The 20,348-nt window shown below is 67.9% G+C and carries 14 protein-coding genes; 6 read left to right on the top strand and 8 right to left on the bottom strand.

Translation table 11 applies throughout. The features are described 5' to 3' along the window. Positions 1-21: 21 nt before the first annotated feature. On the bottom strand, positions 22-906 hold the full coding sequence (gene sigJ, locus O0S08_RS35780) for an RNA polymerase sigma factor SigJ (RefSeq protein WP_269033934.1): 885 nt from the start codon (positions 904-906) through the stop codon (positions 22-24). Positions 907-1,037: 131 nt separating this feature from the next. On the opposite strand from sigJ, the gene O0S08_RS35775 reads away from it, so the two are divergent. From O0S08_RS35775 to O0S08_RS35765, 3 genes are all read left to right on the top strand, one after another. Next, positions 1,038-1,325, top strand: coding sequence for a hypothetical protein (locus O0S08_RS35775; protein WP_269033933.1), 288 nt, complete (start codon positions 1,038-1,040; stop codon positions 1,323-1,325). 401 nt (positions 1,326-1,726) lie between these two features. Then, entirely contained in the window at positions 1,727-4,759 is a 3,033-nt protein-coding gene (locus tag O0S08_RS35770) for a hypothetical protein (protein WP_269033932.1), read from the top strand. A 22-nt stretch (positions 4,760-4,781) separates the two neighbouring features. Beyond that, positions 4,782-8,921 (top strand): hypothetical protein, encoded by a 4,140-nt coding sequence (locus O0S08_RS35765; RefSeq protein WP_269033931.1) that lies wholly within the window; start codon positions 4,782-4,784, stop codon positions 8,919-8,921. A gap of 217 nt (positions 8,922-9,138) precedes the next feature. On the opposite strand, the gene O0S08_RS35760 is transcribed toward O0S08_RS35765, so the two are convergent. Then, positions 9,139-9,912: a hypothetical protein gene (locus O0S08_RS35760; RefSeq protein ID WP_269033930.1), complete on the bottom strand. Its 774-nt coding sequence runs from the start codon at positions 9,910-9,912 to the stop codon at positions 9,139-9,141. 236 nt (positions 9,913-10,148) lie between these two features. Here O0S08_RS35760 and O0S08_RS35755 point away from each other — a divergent pair, with 236 nt between their 5' ends. Beyond that, the gene (locus O0S08_RS35755; protein WP_269033929.1) at positions 10,149-10,703 is read left to right on the top strand and encodes a hypothetical protein; all 555 of its coding nucleotides are present in this window, start codon (positions 10,149-10,151) and stop codon (positions 10,701-10,703) included. Between the two features lie 6 nt (positions 10,704-10,709). Here O0S08_RS35755 and O0S08_RS35750 read toward each other — a convergent pair whose 3' ends face one another. Then, the gene (locus tag O0S08_RS35750) at positions 10,710-11,417 is read right to left on the bottom strand and encodes a hypothetical protein (protein WP_269033928.1); all 708 of its coding nucleotides are present in this window, start codon (positions 11,415-11,417) and stop codon (positions 10,710-10,712) included. 150 nt (positions 11,418-11,567) lie between these two features. On the opposite strand from O0S08_RS35750, the gene O0S08_RS35745 reads away from it, so the two are divergent. After that, positions 11,568-12,686 (top strand): hypothetical protein, encoded by a 1,119-nt coding sequence (locus O0S08_RS35745; RefSeq protein WP_269033927.1) that lies wholly within the window; start codon positions 11,568-11,570, stop codon positions 12,684-12,686. Between the two features lie 98 nt (positions 12,687-12,784). Here O0S08_RS35745 and O0S08_RS35740 read toward each other — a convergent pair whose 3' ends face one another. The 5 genes from O0S08_RS35740 to O0S08_RS35720 form a co-directional block, all read right to left on the bottom strand. Then, positions 12,785-13,858: a DUF4241 domain-containing protein gene (locus tag O0S08_RS35740; protein WP_269033926.1), complete on the bottom strand. Its 1,074-nt coding sequence runs from the start codon at positions 13,856-13,858 to the stop codon at positions 12,785-12,787. Between the two features lie 95 nt (positions 13,859-13,953). Then, positions 13,954-15,156: a hypothetical protein gene (locus O0S08_RS35735; protein WP_269033925.1), complete on the bottom strand. Its 1,203-nt coding sequence runs from the start codon at positions 15,154-15,156 to the stop codon at positions 13,954-13,956. A gap of 77 nt (positions 15,157-15,233) precedes the next feature. Further along, on the bottom strand, positions 15,234-16,091 hold the full coding sequence (locus O0S08_RS35730; RefSeq protein WP_269041894.1) for a serine/threonine-protein kinase: 858 nt from the start codon (positions 16,089-16,091) through the stop codon (positions 15,234-15,236). 580 nt (positions 16,092-16,671) lie between these two features. Continuing rightward, the gene (locus tag O0S08_RS35725) at positions 16,672-17,265 is read right to left on the bottom strand and encodes a transposase (RefSeq protein ID WP_269041893.1); all 594 of its coding nucleotides are present in this window, start codon (positions 17,263-17,265) and stop codon (positions 16,672-16,674) included. A 13-nt stretch (positions 17,266-17,278) separates the two neighbouring features. Beyond that, positions 17,279-17,917 (bottom strand): helix-turn-helix domain-containing protein, encoded by a 639-nt coding sequence (locus tag O0S08_RS35720; RefSeq protein WP_269033924.1) that lies wholly within the window; start codon positions 17,915-17,917, stop codon positions 17,279-17,281. 939 nt (positions 17,918-18,856) lie between these two features. On the opposite strand from O0S08_RS35720, the gene O0S08_RS35715 reads away from it, so the two are divergent. Further along, positions 18,857-20,233, top strand: a complete 1,377-nt coding sequence (locus tag O0S08_RS35715; RefSeq protein WP_269033923.1) for a mercuric reductase — start codon at positions 18,857-18,859, stop codon at positions 20,231-20,233. Positions 20,234-20,348: the final 115 nt, after the last annotated feature.

Here is a 20,348-nt window from a genome sequence, read left to right as displayed (position 1 = left end):
AGACATGTCTTAAAGGACATGTCATTCCTCGAGCTCGGACAGGTCGAGGCGACGCAGCCGCTCGGGGTCGACGAGCGCGTCGATGGCGACGATCTTGCCGCCGGTGACGGTGAAGCCCATGACCGAGAACGGCTGGCCGTGCGGGGCGACGACGGCCCCGGCGGCGCCGTTGACCAGGGCCGGTCGGACGAACGGGGTCATGGCGGCGAAGCCGAGCGAGTGTTCGGCGACGGCCCGCGGACCGCGGGCGACGATCGAGACGTCGGCGCGGGCGGTGCCGCCGTCGGCGCGGAGCACGACGTCCGGGTCGAGCAGGGCGACGAGGGCGCCGAGGTCGCCCGCGCGGGTGGCGGCGAAGAAGGCGGACACGACCTCGCGCTGGCGGGCGAGGTCGGGGTCGGGCACAGGGGCCGCGTTGCGGACGCGGCGACGCGCGCGGCTGGCGAGCTGACGCGCCGCCTCGGGGGTGCGCCCGACCATCGCCGCGATCTCCTCGAAGGACACGCCGAAGCTGTCGTGCAGCACGAACGCGAGCCGCTCGGCGGGCGCGAGCTCGTCGAGCACGACGAGCAGCGCGAGCCCGACCGACTCGGCCAGCAGCGCCTCGTGCTCCGGATCGACGCCGTCCTCGCGCTGCACGACCGGGTCGGGCACGTGCGGGCCCAGCGGCTGCTCGCGCCGCGTGCCGCGCGAGCGCAGCTGGTTGAGGCACACCCGCGCGATCACCGTCGTCAGCCACGCGCGCAGGTTCTCGACCGCGCCGACGTCCGCGCGGCTGAGCCGCAACCACGCCTCCTGCACCGCGTCGTCGGCCTCGCTCAGCGAGCCGAGCATGCGATAGGCGACGCCCCTCAGATGAATCCGGTGCTCCTCGAAGCGGTTCGCCAGCCAGTCGCGCTCTTCCATCGGTCACGTCCTTCGCTCGCGGTGGGTCTCTCATGAAGAAGACCGCCGGGGCCGCGCCGACGTGACCGCGAGATGCCGCGGACGGGGCGTCTTCGGCCGCCAAAACGAGGAAGACGCGAGTGAGAACGCTCATGGTTCGAACCACGGTGAAGCCGGAGGACGTGCCGCAGGTCGACGCGGCGATCGAGCGCCTGTTCGCGGCGGTGCATCGCCGGCAGCCCGCGGGCATTCGCTACTGGTACGGGCGCCTGCCCGACGGCGTGACCTACGTGGCGCTGCTCGAGCTCGACGACGGCGTCGACAACCCGCTCCTGGGCCTGCCCGAGGGCGAGCAGTTCCAGGAGGAGCTGCGGCGCCACGTGGCCGCGCCGCCGCTGCCGGAGCCGGTGACGATGATCGGCTCGTACCGCCCGGCGTGACGGACGAGCTCGAACCGCGATGGACGACCTCGGCGTATCGTAGGTCCGCTCGCCGCGCTGCGAGCAATCGAGGCTGCAAACCACGCCGGTCGTGAGCCGGTCGTGTGTCCTCGCCGGCTCGCGTTCTTGCGTCGGCCGGCAGGGCCGCGCCGGCAAGTTTCTCGCGCCGGGGTCACGCGCCGGGGGCGCACCATTCGCCGAAAAATTCGCGCGTCCCCGGGCTCGGGCCGTCGTCGTTGCAAACACGAAGGCGGATGCCGTCGGTCGGCCCGGGCGCATCCTCGCGCCTTGTCGGGGCGGGTGATGATTTCAGTCTCTCGGGCCGAGGTCCGATGGCTCGAAATCAGCGCGAAGCAGGAGCGGAGGCGAGGCCTGCGCCTCGCATTCCCGGGCATGCGGAGTTGGAGCGACCTGTCCTCCTGATCCGGCCCGAGGATCTGATCTGGCTCGAGATCTCCTTCGACAACCTCGTCCTCGATACGAGCGGCCAGATGCCGGTGCTCCGGCGCGCGGACGAGGCCCAGGACGCCCACCTCGTGCTCGAGCTGCCGGCCCAGGCGGTCGCGGAGGAGGCGTTCTACTTCGACAAGCTCGAGCCGCCTCCCGCGTCGGGGGAGTTTCCGACGTGGCCGCCCGCGCGCACGATCCTGGCGAGTCCCACCCGGCTCGTCTTCCGCGTCCCGCCCGAGGTCCCGACGATTCAGTACAGTCCGGAGGGGATCCTGGCGATCCTCTCGAGCTGCCGGCTCGCGGTGGCGCGAGTCGCCCGGTCGGACCTCCCGCCGGGCGAGCCCGCCGAGCCGACGAACCCCGGGGCGCTGGAGACCGCCATCGAGGCTCCTTACCGATTGGTGCTCTCACCCGACCAGTGCGCCGCGTGGGAGCACTCCGCGAAGCCCGTCACTCACGGCGAGCGGACCGAATTGTGGCACACCCGGCTCGGCTTCCGACCGCCGCAGGAGGGGGACGAGGACGCTGCGTGCGTACCCACGGAGACCCCGAACATCCGCGCGATCTGGTCGCAGGACGCTCCCGGGGCGTACGAGCCCCTGGAGGATGTTTGCCCGCCTCCCATCAAAGAGCCGGGGGAGCAGACGCTCCGGCCGGTGGTCCACGACGCCATGCTGAACTCGCTCTGGCCGGCGCTGCGGTGGGAGCTGGCGCGACTGACCACCACCCGCAATACGCCAGATCCCGCGTCCGAGTATTCCGCGCCCCTGGCCGCGCGGCAGGTCATCCTGAGCAGCCTCGGCGCGTGGCTCGATCTGTACGGCGAATGGCGGTACCCCTCGCCGGTCGCCCGCTTCGAGCACCGCGCGACCCTGGGGCGCGAACAATACACGCGGGTGGAGCTGAGGGGCTTTTACTGGCCGCTCGGACACCGCGCCACGATCGTCGTCCTCACCGAGCGGCGGCTCCGCCCGGACCCCGACCAGGTGCCGCCGATCGCCTACCTCGTGCAGGAGATGTCCATCGAGACGGCGGAGCCGATCAAATACTACGCGCCCGAGGTCTCCCCGAGCGGGGGGCGCCAGTTCCCGTTTCAGAGCGTCCGGATCGTCACGGAGCGGACGCCGCGGATCCCCCACGACGACGTGCCGACCGAGCATTCGTTCTGGATCCGCCTCGGCGGCAGCGACTTCATGTTCGCCGTCGAGGGCGTGGACGGCGACGGCAACACGATCCGCTGGCAGATGCCGCTGGCGTTCGTGTGCCAACAAGCCATGGTCGAGGATTTCATCAAGCTCGAGACCGAGTTCACCGGCGAGCGGTCCCGGCGTCCTCTCAATGGCCAGAGGCTGGCCTACGTCGCCGAGTCGCAGGCCGGGGCAGGGCAGGCGAGCGGGAAGACCTCGCTGACCACGCAGCACTTCACGTTCGCCACCGCTGCGCCCGCGGTCGCCGACCCGGCGGCGCCGTCGTTCCTCCCGGTCATGGCCTCGGCCGAGGTGTTGGTCCCCGCCATTCAGTACCTCACGCGTGACGGCCTCGGCGTCCAGACGATTCGGTACTTCCAGGGCTTCCTCGAGCAGGGCCTCAAGCCCGAGCTCGGCGAAGTCTTCGCGGAGTTCGTACAACCTCCCGGCGGCGCGCTGCCCGGCCTCGACATGCCGCCGGAGCTCGGCGGCGGCCTCGCGAACCTGCGCCCCCAGTTCGCCGGCCTGTCGCGCGAGCTCGGGCCGATCGGACAGCTGCCCCTGCTCGTCCCCGGCACGACCGACATCGTGCCGCCGGATCCCCTCGAGATGCTGCGGGAGAGCGAGCTGCTCGGCGGCATCAAGATCCGGGACATCGTCGAGCTGCCCAATTGGGGTGACCTCGCGCCGAGCGAGCCGGGCCTGCCGAGCGTGCCGAAGATCCCGGGATTGACGGTCACCTACGACGATCCGCGCGATCCGAAGCTCGTCACCGCGACCTTGCAGTTCAAGCCGAACGTCCGTGACCGCGACCTCGGCTTCCTCGAGTTTTATGCGTCGGCCCTGCCGCCCGGCGCCGAGGACGGCCCCGGGCCCGCCGCCGTCCTCGAGCTCGTCGCCGAGACCCAGATCCGGCGCGACGGCTCGGCCCCGACCACGCAGGTCCGCGGCACCCTGACCGACTTCGTCCTTCGCATCAAGGACGTCGTCGAGCTGCGATTCGAGCGCTTCGGGTTCTTGTCCCGCGGCGGCGAGAAGCCGGACGTGAGCGTCGGCCTCCGCAAGGTCACGTTCCTCGGCGCGCTCGCGTTCGTCGACCAGCTGACGAAGTTCATCGAGCCCGCGGGCTTCTCCGATCCGCCGAGCCTGGAGGTGACGCCGGACGGCCTGATGCTGGCCTACTCCACCACGTTGCCGCCGATCCCGGTCGGTATCTTCAGCCTGGAGAACATCTCGCTGGGGGCGAGCCTGTTCCTCCCGCTGTTCGGGGGCCGGCCCTTCGCGGTGGGGTTCCAGTTCGCCCGCAGGCACAGCAAGTTCCGCGTCGGGATCGCGCCGTTCGCCGGCGGCGGCTTCTTCGGCATCGTCGTCAGCGCCAGGGGGGTGCAGGAGATCGAGGCCGGGATCGAGTTCGGCGGCAGCCTGTCCCTCAACCTCGGCGTCGCCAGCGGCGGCGTGTCGGTGATGGCGGGGATCGACTTCAAGCTCGAGAACACGTCGACGGGCACCCGCTCGGCCCTCACCGGCTATTTCCGGGCGAACGGCGCGCTCGAGGTGCTCGGCATCGTCCGGATCTCGCTCGAGATCTACATCGGCCTGACGGTGCAATTCAAGACGGCGGAGAACTCGAAGATCATCATCCATGGCGAGGCCCGGATCGTGCTGGAAGTGTCGGTATTGTTCTTCAGCGCGTCCGTGACCCTGTCGGTGGAGCGCAGCTTCGATGGCCCGGATCCGGGCTTCGCGGAGAACATGCCGCTGCCCGCGTGGAAGCGCTACTCGCTCGCCTTCGCGTGAGGAGAACAGGACTTTTGTTGCCATGCCCACGACTGCGACCATCATCTTCACCGCGCTACCGAACGGGCTCGTCCAAATGGAAGGAGGGCAGGCGCTCCGGCTCTCGGTGTTCGTCTCGCCCCGGCTCGGGCGCACGGAGCCGCCTCAGGAGGGCGAGAGCCCGGCCCCGCTGACGGACTACCCGGACCTCGCCGTCTGGCCCGACGTCGTCGCCACGATGAATTGGGCGGTGCGGATCTCTCCCCAGGGCGGCGGCGACGACCTCGAGCTGCCCGCACAGGCCGCGCCGAAGTCGCTGGATTCACCGCTGTGGCAGGCGATCTTCCCCACCGACCACCCGGTGCCGCGGTATCGATTCGACGACGAGCTGGCCACATTGCCGGTGGTCTCCTATCCGGCCGGCGCTCTGGCCGATCACGTGCAAAATTCGTACGCCGAGCTCGGCGCCAAGTTCTCGCGCGACTTGCCGCCCGCCTGGCGGCTGGAAGACAGCCAGCAGCTCGGCCCGATCACTCGAATCTCCACGCAGGTCCTGATCCCGCAGCCGTTCATGGGGTCGCCGACGTCGCTCGAGCCGGATGAGGTCGTCGGTCTGGGCCGCCGCGAGACCACCCGGGGCGCCCGCAAGGAGCGCATCGCCTCGGTGCGCAACGAATTGGGGGAGACCGAGACGAATTACCTGCTCCTCCGCGCCTTCTATCACCGGGTGCCGGCCGGCGCGCCGTATCTGCCGCCCCCGCAGCTCGACTTCCATCAGATCGTCTCCACTCTGGGCAATTATCCGGCCCTGCTGCGGCGGCTCGGGCTCGTGGTCGACCTGGTGGTCCCGCTGCCGTCTCCGCTGCCGGTGGTGCCCGCGCTGGTCCGCGTGAGGCCCGAGTGGACGCAGCAAGGGCTCGTCGACCTCCGCGCCCCGCGAACGCTCATGGGCCCGGACTTTCGCCCGCTCGCCTCGGACGCGGCCGACATCGCCGCGGGCTACCTGCGGCTCGAATCGGCCTGGCCGACGGTGCAAGACGGCCGGTTCCAGCTCTGCCGGCTCGACGTGGACGGCGCGGGGCTGCAGCTCCTGTCGCTGGCCGAGACCCTCTGGGCCAATGTGCACACCGACGCTCCGCTCGCTCGTCCCGCGTCCCTGCCGGCCCTGCGCTCGGCAGGCCTCGGCGTCCTGCGGCGCGACCGGGGCGAGCAGCTCGAGAAGAACGTCGACCGATCGATGGACCTGCAGAACACGCCCGGCGCGACCGACGAGCTGCGCGCCGAGGACGTCCTGCGCGGACTTCGAGTCGACGTCTTCGACGAGACCACCAAGGAGTGGCGGTCGCTCCACGCCCAGGTCGGTGCCTACGAGATCGAGGGTCGTACGATTCAGCAGCCGGAGGAAGAGGGGTTCACGGAGCCGGCGGCCACCCGCCCGTTCGCGCCCAAGGGCGCGCCGGAGGCCCCCGACGGCGCGCCGGCGGACGCCCTCGAGGTGCACGAGAAGTTGTTCTCGTGGGAGGGCTGGAGCCTGTCGGTCGCCCCCGAGGGCAAGGCCCATCCGCAGGACGAGCGACCCGCTCCGCCGAATCCTCCGCCGCCGCCGCGGGCCATCGTCAAGGCGAAGTTCGAGGTCGTGCCGGGCTCGTTGCCGCGGCTCAGGTTCGGCCGCTCGTACCGCCTCCGCGCCCGCACCGTGGACCTGGCGGGCAACAGCATCCGCTTGCAGGACGCCGGCGAGGAGCATGCGTCGCCGTCCGAACGGTACCTGCGCCTCGAACCGGTGGACGCGCCCGTCGTGCTCCCGGTGCTGGAGGCCGAGAAAGCGTATCCGCCGGGAGAGTCGCTCGAGCGACTGGTGATTCGTTCGGAGCGCGACGGTCAACCGATCGAGCTGCCCAAGAAGACGCGCCCGGTGCGAATCCTCGCGCCGCCGCCGACGAGCCAGCGCACCGCCGAGATGCACGGGGTCTTCGACAAGCAGCTGGACTGGGCCCGAATGTACGCTCAGGACGGGAAACCGGCCCCGGCGGACCTCCTCCTCAAGAAGGTCTACCAATTCATCGTCGAGCACGACCAGAAGCTCCCCGAATGGGTGGCGAGCCACGCGCTCGCCGAGGCGCAGGCGGGGCTCCCGCGCTATTTGCCGGATCCGCTCGCGTTCGGCGTCGCGGTGCGCACGCTCCCCGACGAGACCGCGTGGGTCCAGAGCTTCTATTCGACCGGAGAGCGCACCAGCGCCGCCTGGGAGGAGCCGCGGCCGATCCGGCTCACCCTCGCCAGAGTCGGCCTCACGGAGCAGGCGGAGGCGAAGTGGTCGTCCAAGCGCCGCGAGCTGACGGTGCGTCTGCGTCCGTCGCAGGTGCTGCGGCTCGATTGTTCGTCCTGCCTCTGCCCCGAGGATCTCGATCTATTGCAGGTCTGGCACTGGATCGTGGAAGCCTCGCCGACGCTCGCGGACGCGGAGCTCGACGCGATTCGCGGCGGCCTCTGGATGCTCACGCCGAAGCGCGAGCTCTTCCTGGTCCACGCGGTGAGGCAGCCGCTCCTGCGGCCGCGGCTCGAGCACCTCGACGAGCAGACGGCCTCGCGCCGGTGCGGCGAGACTGCGTTGACCTTCCACGATCTGCCGTGCAAAAAGCCGGTGCTCTCGGTGCACCAGGCGAGCACCTCCAGGGTCGATGTCATGGCCGAGTACCGCGAGCCCGTCGACGACCCATCGTCCGCGGACGGGACTCGCTGGCTCGAGGGCCGGGAGCGGGCGTTCGACGTGTTCGTGCCGGCCCCGCCCGAGCTCGGGATCGCAGGCGAGCTCGGCCTGCCGAGGACCGCGCTGTCGCTCGCGGCGGAGAAGGAGAAGAACCCCGGCGACCCTTCGGTCATGCTTCCGCTGTACCGCCACGAGTTCGGCGACACCAAGTACCGCCGGGTCCGATACCACGCAGTCGCGACGACGCGCTTCCGCGAGTACTTCGAGCCAGTGCGCGGGGCGCAGCCTTCCGACGCCCCGCTGTCCGCCGAGGAGGCGCAGTTCGCCCTCGCCGGCGACGAGGTCACGATCGACGTGCCGAGCACTGCGCGGCCGCTCGGGGTCAAGGTCGCGTATGGGATCCCCACCTTCGCGTGGAGTCGCGGCGGCGGCCTGCTCGCGGAGGCCCCGCCGCAGCAGGAGCCGTCGCCGGAGGTCCGGCAGGTGCTGGGGTTCTCGTCGCTCATGAGCCCCGAGGACGTCCGATGGAGCGAGCGTAAGGGCAACGCGCTGCGGATCTACATCGAGGGATCGTGGTGGTCCTCCGGCGAGGGCGAGACTCTGGGGGTCATCCTCGCGCCGGAAGGGCGCGAGGACGTCGGCAACTATCTGCCGTATGTGAGCACCTGGGGGACCGATCCGGTGTGGAAGGAGCCGGGGCGCTATCCGCGTTGGGACAAACTGCCGGGGCAACTGCCGGGGCTGCGTCAATTCCCGCGGGCGGTCGCGTGCCACGAGGGCGCGCAGCTGGCCGAGCTCGCGGGGCCGGATGGCTGCGGCGAGCCCGGCGGCGGCGCGCTGCCCGTGGCGGTCGCCGGCCATGCAGTGGCGTTCGACCCGATCCGCAAGCTCTGGTACTGCGATCTGGAGATCGACGTCGGCGCCGTCTACTTCCCGTTCGTCCGCCTGGCGCTCGCGCGCTTCCAGCCCCACTCGGTGGCGGGAGTGCACCTCTCGAGCGTGACCACGATGGACTTCCTTCAGGTCGCCCCGAACCGGATCTTGACCGTCGCCTCGCGGGAGCTCGAGGACACGCCGCAGCTGCCGGGCGCGTGCGCGACGCCGTGGGCCCGCACGGAGCTCGACGTCACGCTCCTGGGGCCTGGCCCGGAGATCCAGGCCAACGAGGTGCGGCTCGACGTCCAGGTCCAGCGCACGCTGGCGGAGGGCGATTTCGGCTGGGTGACTCTGAGCTCGCCCGACGCGGAAGTCCGCCCCCAGGCGCCTCCGCCCGGCGCGCTCTTCCGGGCAATCGTGCGCGTGCCTGCGGCGGACGCCGGCGGCGCGCCGGTTCCGACTCGATTGCTCGTGCAGGAATACGAGCGCCACGTCGAGGACGCGCTCGAGCCTTCGGAGGGCGCGCAGCCCGACCCGCGGCGGGAACCGGGGCTGCGCCTGGTGTACGCGGAGATCGTGCATCTCCGGGCGGGCTGAGCGAACTGCGTTGATTCGAGCTCCGGCGGCCGACGAGCGCGCGCGAACGCGGGCCTCGTCGATCGCTACGAGGCGGCTAGACTCGGGGCCGGAGGAGGTCTCGATGAAGACGAAGAGCAAGGTCAAGGCCGGCACCAGCCACCACGGCTGAGCGCTGCGTCGAGCGCCCCGCCGGGCGGGGCGCTCGACGATCTCGAGTCGCTCGCGGAAGGGCCGCTCAGCAGCCGCACAGGCAATAGGCGCTGCCGACCCCCGGGCCGCAGGTGTCCTGGGTCGTGCGGCACTCGCCGGGCAGGTCGTACTTGGCGGTGCAATAGGCGTTGCAGGAGAAGCGGTCGGGGTGGCCGACGCCGATGTTGCCGGGGCCGAGCGCGTGCGCGTGGCAGACGTCCTTGCCGGGGTTGGTCTCGACGAGGATGTCGCCGTCCTGGCAAGATTCGCCGAACTTGTCGTTGGTGGGGGTCTCGCAGTCCTTGTCCTCGAAGGCGTAATGGCAGCCCGGGGTCTCGGGGTCGACGCCGTCGCTGTCCTTCCAGTTCTGGAAGTTACATTGAGTGCTCGTCTCCAGCTCGATGCGGTCGATCCACCCCGGGGGATAGTTGGGGGGCGGATTCTGCGGCCCGTCCGCCAGCATGTCCGAGCCCTCGACGAATGCGTTGAGCGTGTGCAAGGTCGGTGTACACACGCCTCCCGTGGTGCTCCCCGTGCCGGTATCGTCGCTCCCCGTGTCGCCGGCGCCGGTGGTCGTATCGTCGCCGCCAGTGGTCGTATCGTCGCCGCCGGAAGTGGTGGTGGTGCCGGAAGTTCTGGTGGTGCCCGACGTGCCGGTGGTCGTCCATGGACCGGAGGTGAATTCGCCGGTCTCCACGATCGGGCCGATCACGAGGTTGCGAGCGGCGACCTCGTCGCTGTCGGCGTCGCCGCAGGCGGCGACCGCCAGGGCGAACAGCAGAGGATGAATGGTGTGATGATTGCTGGAGTGTCGATTCATGTCTTGGTTTTCTTGGGATGAGCGTACCCGCTGCGGCGCGGTCGGAGTCGCCGCATTACGAGATCGAAGGGTCGATGGATCGGCCGGCGATGTGCTGCGATTGCACGGCAGAGCCTGTGTGCTCCGTGCCTCGCGCGTGGGCGGCAGACCACGGAGCGCCCGCGAGCTCCTCGAACAAGAGATGTCCGATGGGACATGTCAACGAACGCCGCCGCGATCTGTTAGGCTCGGCCGACATGTCCGAGCCCGCATGGTTCGCCGCGGAGGTCCCGCTCGACGAGGTCCAGGCCGCCTTCGTGGCCGGGCTGCGGCGGCGGGCTGCCGGGTGGATTGGGGTGGAGCCGCACGACGCGGAGCTGTTCGTGCCGGGCGACGCGAGCTACGGCCGGCGCCACTCCGATCATTCGCCGCGCGGCCGGCTGCTGGTCGCGGTCGACCTCGTCGACGTCGAGTTCCGCGTGATCCTGGCGACGTTCGGCGCCTACCTCGACCGCGACCGACTGCTCGCCGACACACTGCACTGCCAGGACTTCGCGCTGCCGGCGGTGCCGACCGCCCTGGCGCTGGACGTCACCGGCGAGCCGGCGGCGCTCGGCCTGCGGGCCGCGGACTGGTTCGAGGCAGCGCTGCGGCGGCCCGTCGACTATCAGGAGTGGTTGCGCGGCGGAGAGGTCCACGCGTATCGCTGGGTGTTCGCCGACACCGGCGAGGCGCTGGTCGAGTCGAGGACGAGCCCGCGCGGCCTGGGAGCGCCCGACCGGAGCCGCCGCGCGCGCTGCGGTCTGACGTAGACGCGCTCAGTCGTCGGCGTCGAGCGAGCGGGCGATCGCCGTGGTGTCTTCGTAGCTGGCGAAGTAGGCCCGGCGGCCGAACATCACCGACGAATAGATGCCCATGGCCCGCGGCTCGCGAGCGACGTGGCCGGGTACGGGGTGCGGCACCCACCAGCTCAGCACGTGGCTCTTGAGCAAGTAGTCGAGCTGGCGGGCGCACAGCGGGCCGTCGTCGGCGTCGGGGTGGTCGTCCTCGACGCGCGCGACCTGGTCGACGAGGAGGCCGTCGCCGGCGAAGCGGACCGCTGCGAACAGCCACGGCGCGCCGGACCAGCTCGAGCGCGCGACCACGAGGCCGCCCGCGTGGACGATGTCGAACTTGTCCTCCATCCGCTCGGCCGCGAACCACAGGCCGTCGTCGCGTCGCGGCCAGGCCGGGTAGCGCAAGGCGCAGGCGTGCCAGCGCAGCTCGGGGCCGGGCGCGGGCACGCGGGGGTCGTCGCGCAGGCGGCCGAAGCTCTCGCACTCGGCCGGGTCGGTGGTCACTGCGATCGCTGCCTGGGTGTACGAGCGGCAGTCGACGCCGGCGAGGCCGAACGGGCTGTCGGCGGCTTCCGTCCAGCGCAGGTTCTCGGGCGGTCCGACGCGCTCGGGCACCCGCCCGGGCATGCCGATCGAGGTCGGCATGCCGCCCCAGCGGTAGTAACTCGGCCCGTCGTCGGTGTCGCTCACGCGCGCCAGCATGCCACGGGCCGGTGGGCCGCGGACGACGGGCTGGCGGCCACCACGAGCGTCGGCGACGGAACAGCTCGGCGAGGAGCGGGGGCTCGGCGCCTGTCTCGCGAGGGATGGCGCGCGCGATTATCTGGTATAGAGAGGATGATGATGCCTTATTTGCTGCGTCCGCGCGGCTACGCTTTCTGGGCGCTGTTTGTAGGTTGCGCGGTGCGGCCAGGGGTCGACGGCGACGGCACCGCCGCATCGACGAGCACCGCGACAGGTACGGCCACGTCGACGACCGCCACGTCGACGAGCGACCCGACGAGCGGCGGCACGACGACGACGGGGACGACGGGCACCACCAGCGAGCCGGCGGACTCCACCACGACCGGGCACGTGTACATCATGCCGCCCGACCTCGGACCGAATCCCGGGTGCGAGTGCGCGGCCGACGAGCTGTGCATCTACGAGATGGGCCATGATTCGTGGTGGGAGATCTGCGTGATCCCGCCGGCGGGCTGCGATCCGGCGCAGAAGTGTTCGGAGGCGTGCATGCTGGCGTGCGTGAACCCGTCGCCGCCGATTGCCATGTGCGACGACGACCTCGAGGTCGGGCTGGTGTGCCTGGACGGGGCGTCGGCCTGCGGCCCATGGGCCCAGAACTGCCCCGAGGGCCACAAGTGCGCGCCGATCTGGGATCAGGTGGTCCCCGACTGGGAGCTCGAGTGCGTGCCGGTCCCTGCACCGGCGCCGGCGGTCGGCGAGCCGTGCCTCGGCCCCAAGGGCTCGCCGACCGGCGTCGACGACTGCGCGGCCGGGGCGATGTGCTGGCCGGTCGAGGGCGAGGGCGAGAAGACGTGCGTGGCTCACTGCGGCGGCTCGCCCGAGGCGCCGCAGTGCGGGGCCGACCAGGTGTGCGCGAGCCTCCACCACGGGACGGTGACGCTGTGCCTGCAGATCTGCGATCCGCTGGTCCAGGACTGTCCCATGGGACAGGTATGCTCGCCGGGCCTCGACGGGTTCGTGTGCGTGCCCGACGTCTCCGGGCCCGACGGCGACCTGCTCGACCGCTGCCACGACGAGGACGGCTGCGACGCGGGGTTTTACTGCGTCGAACATGCGTGGGAGCCGAGCTGCCAGTACAGCAGCTGCTGCGTGCCGTTCTGCGACGTGGGCGCGCCGAACTGCCCGGGTCAGGCGTCGTGCGTGTCGCCGTTCACGCTCGTGGAGTCAGAGCCGCCGTCGGGGTGGGACCACGTGGGCGTGTGCGTCGAGCCGTGACGGCCGCCTCGGTGGGATGGCCGATGGGAAATGTTTGATGGGACATGTCCTCTCCACAAGGTCGGAGGAGACATGTCCTTTCGCGCTGGTGAGCGCCGTCACCGCGCGCGCTTGATCGGCAGGTAGCCGAGCACTGCCTGCTCGAGCGCGTCCCAGTGGGCCGCGTACGCGGCCCCGAGCTTGGCGGCGTGGATGAAGGCGTTGTCGCCGACGGCGATGCCCTCCTTGAAGCCGAGCGCCACCCCGGCCTTGCGGTGCTCGTTGCCGACGTCGAGGGTCGTCCGCCCGCGGGCCCAGCGGTACTGGGTGGTGAACAGCGCGCCGTTGGCGTGGGTCGAGCTCAGCACCTCGAAGGTGAGGCCGTCGCGCGTGTAGACCAGCTTGAGCTCGTTGCCCTTGGGCTTGTAGGTCGCCTCGGGGCCGGTGAAGCCGCGCTCGCGCAGGACTCCGCCGAGGTCGCGCTCGACCGCGGCGATCAGCGGGGCGAAGGCCTTGGCCAGCTTGGCCTGCTTGTCCTCCGCGGTCTCGGGCTCCTTGAAGCAGCGGAAGCTGGTGACGACGCAGGCGAGCTGGTCGTCGGCGTCGAAGCCGAACCAGGTGGGGTAGTTGCCGTCGCCGTCGCCGGAGCGGAAGATCACCACGTTGTCGGCGGCGCCGCGGTCGGGGCGATGATTGACCCACGCGCCGCCGCTCGCGGCCAGCTCGGCCTGCACGACCGCGTCGAAGTAACCGAGGTAGCCGGGCTCCTGCTGGCGCGCGGCGTCGGCGTCGCGCAGCCGCGCCAGCGCGACCTCGTCGGCGAAGCAGCCGAGGCCGGTGCCGACCGGGTAGCCGAAGGTCTCGCGCGGGCCGAGAGTGGTCGCGTCCTGGCCGGGGAGGGTGGCCATCTCGAAGCGCGCGAGGGCGCCGTCCCGCACCCGCACCTCGGCGAAGCCGATCGCCGCGCCCTCCTTGGCGACGAACAGGTACACGGGGTAGCTGCCCGGGGCGACGGCGCGAGCGAACGGCGAGCGCTCGGGCTGCATGAGGGCGTCGCAGGCGACGAGGCGGCCGCTGGCGAGGACGAGCTCGCCGGCCGCGAGGACGCTCTGGACGCCTGCCGCTCGCTTGCCGGCGAGGTGCGCGGCGCGGAGCGGAGGGAAGGCGTTCGGGACGGGGTAGCGGGGGGTCATGCGGCCGCGACTTTAGCCGAGGTGGCAGCGACCGGCGTGTCGCCAAGAGTGAGGGACGATCTCGCCTTTCAATTCATTGACGCACGCTCTGTCCGCTAGAGGGTCGCCCATTTCCGCCGAAGAGTAGGTCCACGTGATGAACGAAGGACACTCAGTGCTGCGCGATTCACATCGAGCGCAGAGGAAAAGTCGCGCAATTGCCCTCTCACCCCGACTGCCTGCAAGGACGCAAGTAGCCCTTCGGCAGCGTCGAGAGCGCGCTCGTGCTCGTCGACGGTCTGATCGAAGGTCCCGTGGCGTGCAGAGTTGGTCTGGGACCATAAACAGTGGAGGTAGTGGCGAAACGCGCTTTGCTCCGTCCAGCGAGCTGAGGTTGGCTGAATTCCAGAAAACAGAACGTCAGCGTGCACACTACCAAGCGCGACCGGAGGGGCTAGCCTATCAAGCAGGCCCTGTTTCTTTGCAATGTCCAGGAATGGGACCTTATACTCGGAAAACGCTTGCGGGCAATAGTACCAGGTCGAGCGCTGCTTAATCTCATCGTCGTAAGGGGCGCGAAACTTATCCGGGGGAAAAGAACGCACATTCATCCAAGTGCCAGAAGCGATCCAGTCAACTCCGGCAGCAGCAAGCACCAGCATCTGATGGTTGCAATACCCCGCGAGCACTTTCTTCCCCTTAAGCTTCAAGCCAGCAACCAGGTCGAGCGCATTCGCCAGCCAATTTGGATCGGTCACCAAGTATTCACCATTGGGGTGTTCGCATAAGAGGTAGATCCCACTCACATCCCACCCTTCGGATGCTGCCAGGATCTCATCAATGGATTCATCTGATTTCACCGCATCAGCACCGAGTGCGACGGTGACAAGAAGAGGGTTGCTGCTCAGGGCTTTAGCCTCCTCGATGAATGCGCTTTGTCGAGCGATCCAATCTTCATCGACTTGCTCTGTGTACAGACCCGGCAAGATTAGGGTCTTGCAGCCAAGAGATCGGTTTAGATCTACCAGTTTCTTCATCAAGCCACGAATTTCCGAGCCAGTCCAAAAAACATCCGTGCTGTAAGCCGATGGCCAATATTCGTGAGACGTGAGTCGTTCGTGATCGGCATAAGGCAAGTAAAACTGCGGATCGAGCAGTACCTCTCCGCCCTGGAGTGACGTAATCTGTCCTGCGAGTCGCTCAAGTTGAACCGGGCTCAAGTCTCTTGGACTTAGGATAACCGAGCCACCTTTCCAGGTGTCGATCAACACTCGCGAATGATCCATCATTCCGTAGCCAAACTGTAGCTTGAGTTGCATCAGGAATCTCCGTGGTGAAAATGAGTAGCTGGACACATACTTGGCGAGATGCATCCCCGAGTGAAGGGCAAGGCGCATTAGGGGGATCCCGCAAAAGTGTCCTGTAACTCCTGTAACCACATCAGCGCGTCGCTGGCATCTCGTGGGCGACAATCAACACGACGCTGACCCATGGCAGTAAGGAAGTCCGCAAACTGTCTCCCCCGGTTCCAGGAGATCTTAGGAATAGGCAGTGGGGCACCCTCTATTCGCTTGAGCACCATCGGTGCATCGCGAGCACCATCAACATAAGGGTGTTTGCCGGAAATGCATTCCACGAGCGTGACCGCGAGCGCGAAAAGATCTGCGCGGCCATCAAGATCTCGTTTTTTGTTCCGGTACTGCTCCGGAGGAGCGTAGCCAAGAGTTCCGGGTCCTCCGAGTGCAGCCGTTGCTGTCAAAGACGAAAGATCGAGATGGCGTGCAATGCCAAAATCAATGAGCCAATATGAACCATCGGCACTGCGAATGATGTTTTCCGGCTTGATGTCACGGTGTACGATTCTGGCGTGGCCCATATCGACAAGAGCCTCTAGAACATGTCGACAGAGTGCCAAGATTTCCTTTTGAGAAAGTGTACTACGTTGTAGAATCTGCTTGACATTCTCGCCAAGGATGCGTTGTTCTCGCAGCCAGATTACATCGAATCCTAAAGGAGTTCCACGGAGAACCCCGTCTTCAAAAATACGCGGCACGCGCGTCGAGTTGATCTCCTTGACCGCAAGAATTTCACGCCGGACGCGTTCATCGGCAGTGTGAGGTTTTATCAGTTTAATCACGACTTCTCCATCCGTGGAGTGTGTAGCAGAGAATACCCACTTTTGCCCACCTTCAAGAAGGCCGCGGAGATTTGAAATACCCGGGAGGTACTTGGGTAGCCAAGTGACAACCGTCATCGATGCGTTCCTTGTTTTCTCGTATTCGTGGCGGAGCGCCAGACCCATTCATTAAAAAGCCAGGAGGCGTATGAAACAGGTTGATGAACCTTGGGGCATTGGCTCTGGCTCTTTAAGAGGGGCGAAGAGCTTCCCAAGATCCAAACACCCACGCTCGCTCGTTTTGCTGCCTCGAGCGTGATTTCCTGCGGTGGGGCGGGTAAAAGTATGTAAGTCTCCGATGCAAACCATCGATTCAGCGATGCCTGCTCAATGGCTCCTCGCCAGTCCGACATTTTGGCCTCGAAGGCGATTATGTGCCGAACGGCGAAAGCTCTTCTGAGGGAAACTGCACGCCATAAACCGCCTTGGTTTATCACAAGGCCAGCAGAGCGAAGTCGCTGAAGATTTTTCAGGATGCGAGTTCGGAAGACTGATTCTAATCTTTGTTCGGCGATGGGCCCTGTGGTAGCGAGGGTGTGAACAATTCGAAGGTCGTCCACGGCGACTCCGCCTCTTTGTTCTCTCCATCGCATAGCCGTGGGCTCATGCCACTGAACGGCAACTAGTGCTGCCGGGCGTAAGTGATGGGCGTTATCGCTCATGCGGCCAAAACCTTGCCCTTGTAGGTCCACCGGAAGGGTTTGGCCATGCACCTGTTGAAGAAGGCGATGAACTCGACCAGGCGCTCGCGGAGGGCTTCGAGAGAAGAGAAGCTCGCGCGTCGTAGCAAGCGACGGACGAGGATGCTGAACCAGATCTCGATCTGGTTCAGCCAGGAGCAGTGCTTCGGCGTGTAGACGAACCGGATCCGATGCGATGGGTCCGACAAGAACGCCGCGCGCGTTTCCATCGAGCGCAAGACGCCGCTCTCGCCCTTGGCGCCGAGGGGCACGTCGAGGCCGCAATGCGAGGCGACGAATCGCACCAGCGCCTCCGAGTTGTGGGTGTTGAGATTGTCGAGGACGAAGATCCAGCGTGCGTCGGGATCGCCGTCGACCGTGCGCGCGATGTGGTCGACGAAGTCTTGTTCGGTACGGCGCGGGCCTATCGTCGGGCTCACGATGTGCCCGGTGGCGATCTCCAGATTCGCCGTCAGGCAGAGCGTGCCGTGCCGGACGTACTCGTACTCGATGCGCTCGATCTTCCCGGGCCGCACCGGGAGCGCAGGCCGAGCGTGCTCGAGCGCCTGGATGCCGGTCTTCTCGTCACAGCTGATGAGATGGACGCCCTGCGCGTGGAGGGTCGTCGCCTGCTCGTAGAGCTCGCAGATGGTCCGGACTTCCTCCGCGAAGCGCTCCGGATCTGCGGGCGTGTTGCGCAGCCAGTACTTGACCCTGTGCGGCCGAATATCGGCCTCTCTTTAAAAATCGGCCGACCTGGCGCGCGGAGATCGAGTCGACGATCCCTCGGTTCACCAGCTCTCGAGCGAGCGCTCCCGGCGTCCAGTGGCTGAAGGGGACGCCGCTCTTCTCCGGGGGCTCGCACGCCAACGCGAAGATCTGCGCCACCTGGTGGGCCTCGAATCGAGGCGGCGCGCCCGTCCGCGGGCCATCGGCAAGTACCTTGAGGATCAAGCGCTCGAGCTCGAGGTCGCTGACGCCGCTCTCCTCCGCAGCGGCCAGTTCAGCCTGACGATTCCACCACCGGCTTCGCCACCGGCCGATCGCCTCGGGTCCCATGTCGAGCTCGACCGCCTGCTCGTTGTTCGGAACGCCTTGCCCGGACAACTTCACGATCTGCACCCTCGGGACCAGTTGCTGTGGGGTCTTGTGGCTCCGCTCGAGCTTGTCGAGGATGCGCCGCTGCCGTTCGGTGACGAGAATCCTGGGGGCCGTCCGTGCCATGAGGGTCTTCCGGCTGCACAAGTACCCCGGGGGCGATTCCGCTCCAAACTTCTGGCGTTTTCAGCCCGGCAGCACTAGGTCAGGAAAGCCCGACAAAAGGCGAGGCTCTTGAAAAAGAGTCAACTTGTAGCCCCTTTTGCCGATGGGAGGAAAATTGTTCAAGAATGCGCGAACGAGTTCGGCCTCTGGTCCTGGTCGCTCACGACGAAACTTAGCCCCTGTCCCATGAAGCGACGGATCGACGACTTCAGGGGCACTGCGCGGAGTTGGAAGCCCCTTAGAGGGAGCGTGATCTAATGGCATTTCTCGCTCCTTCCGGCAGATCTGCCAGGCGGAGACGAGCGGTCGATTAACAGGACTCGGCTCTTGTATTTCTCGTCCCTCGAGCACGGTGCTTTTGAAGCAGGGTCTGGCCCCTGGAAACGATGGCTCTGGAAGGAAGTTGAGGGCGGAGGCGAGATGGAAGAATTTCGGTATTTGGTGCGAGTCTGTCTCGCTAGTTCCAATACTGAGGATGCGGTCCGAAAACGCTCGATGCAAGGATAAAAATACATCGCTGTAGGCCGTGTTTTTTGCACTGACATGTTCGTCCTCGCGCTTTGAAACTGTGATTGACGCTGAGAACTTCATACGTCAGCTTCGTTATCTACGGCAGAACACGCGGCATCAAGGCGGCGTGGGCCATGCCTGACTGAGCAGTTCGCAACTGCAGGCGGGGTACGCGCCGTCCGGCGCGAACCGCGGCGCGCGGCTTTTGTGAATGGGCGCGAGGATGTGAAGTCGCGGCCGCAGGGGTCTCGACGTGTCGCGGCCGCGCACGAGCGATCGGTCGCCGTGACTTCGTGCTTCTCGGCACGAGCCGGGCGAAGTCCTGGCGCCGAGCGGTGAGGCTGTCGCCGTCCGGTTGCGGCGGAAGAGTTCGCGGTCACCCTCCCGGCGATGGACCGCTACGACGTGGTGATTCTCGGCTCGGGTCAGGCGGCGAGGCCCCTGGCGCTGGCGTTCGCGGCGGCCGGTCGCCGGGTCGCCTTCGTCGAGCGCGAGCATCTGGGCGGCACGTGCGTCAACACCGGCTGCACGCCGACCAAGACGATGGTGGCGAGCGCTCGCGTGGCCTACCTCGCGCGGCGAGCGGGCGACTTCGGCGTGCGCACCGGGGCGGTGAGCGTGGACATGACGCGAGTGCGCGAGCGGACGCGCCGGATCGTCCGCGACTTCGCCGACTCGAGCCGGGCAGTCCTCGCGGCCCAGGCGAACATCGAGCTGCTGTTCGGCGCCGGTCGATTCGTCGGTCCGCGGCAGCTCGAGGTGCGCCTCAATGCCGGCGAAGTGCGACGGATCGCCGGCGAGGTGGTGGTGATCGACACCGGGGCGCGCACCCGGGTGCCGCCGCTCGTGGGGCTCGACCAGGTGCAGTGGCTCGATCACGCCGGCATGCTCGAGCTCGCGGTCGTGCCGGAGCACCTGCTGGTCCTCGGCGGCGGCTACGTCGGCCTCGAGTTCGCGCAGATGTTCCGCCGCTTCGGCAGCCGGGTGACGATCGTGCAGCGGGCGGCGCAGCTGCTGCCGCGCGAGGACGCCGACGCGGCGACGGCGATCCAGGAGGTGCTGGCGGCCGACGGGATCGAGATCTGTCTCGAGAGCCAGGCGCGGCGAGTGATCCGCGCGGGCGACGGGATCGAGCTGACGTGCGACTCGCCGGTCGGCTCGCGCAGGTTCGCCGGCTCGCACCTGCTGGTGGCGACCGGACGCGCGCCCAACACCGATTCACTGGACCTCGCGGCGGCCGGGATCGCGGTCGACGATGGCGGGTACGTGAAGGTCGACGAGCGGCTGGCGACCAGCGCGTCCGGGGTGTACGCGGTCGGCGACGTCAAGGGCGGGCCGGCGTTCACGCACATCGCCTACGACGATCACCGGATCTTGCTCACCAACCTGCTGTCAGGCGGGCAGGCGACGACGCGCGGCAGGATGGTGCCGTACGTGGTGTTCACCGATCCGGAGCTCGCGCGCGTGGGCCTGTCCGAGACCGAGGCGCGCCGCCAGGGCCGCAAGATCGAGGTGGCGCGGATCGGCATGGACCGGGTCGCCCGCGCGCTCGAGATGGACGAGGCCCGCGGCTTTATTAAAATTGTGATCGACGCGGACAGCGACAAGTTCCTCGGGGCGACGATCCTCGGGGTCGCGGCCGGCGAGCTGATGTCGACGATCGAGGTGGCGATGATGGGCGGGCTGCCGGCGTCGGCGCTGCGCGACGCGACGTTCGCCCACCCGACTCTGGCCGAGAGCCTCAATACCGTGATGACGGCGCGATGACTGCGCGGCGAAATGTCGGCACCAGGAAAAAATCGGCCGCGCCCGCGGGAGACGCGGGCGTGACTGCGAGTGCGAGGATTGCCGTCCTCGAAGATCTGCCCGGGCGCCGAGCTCG

Source organism: Nannocystis punicea (genome assembly GCF_026965555.1).
In the GTDB taxonomy this organism is placed as follows: Bacteria; Myxococcota_A; Polyangia; order Nannocystales; family Nannocystaceae; genus Nannocystis; species Nannocystis punicea.
This window is presented reverse-complemented; position numbering and strand designations above follow the sequence as displayed.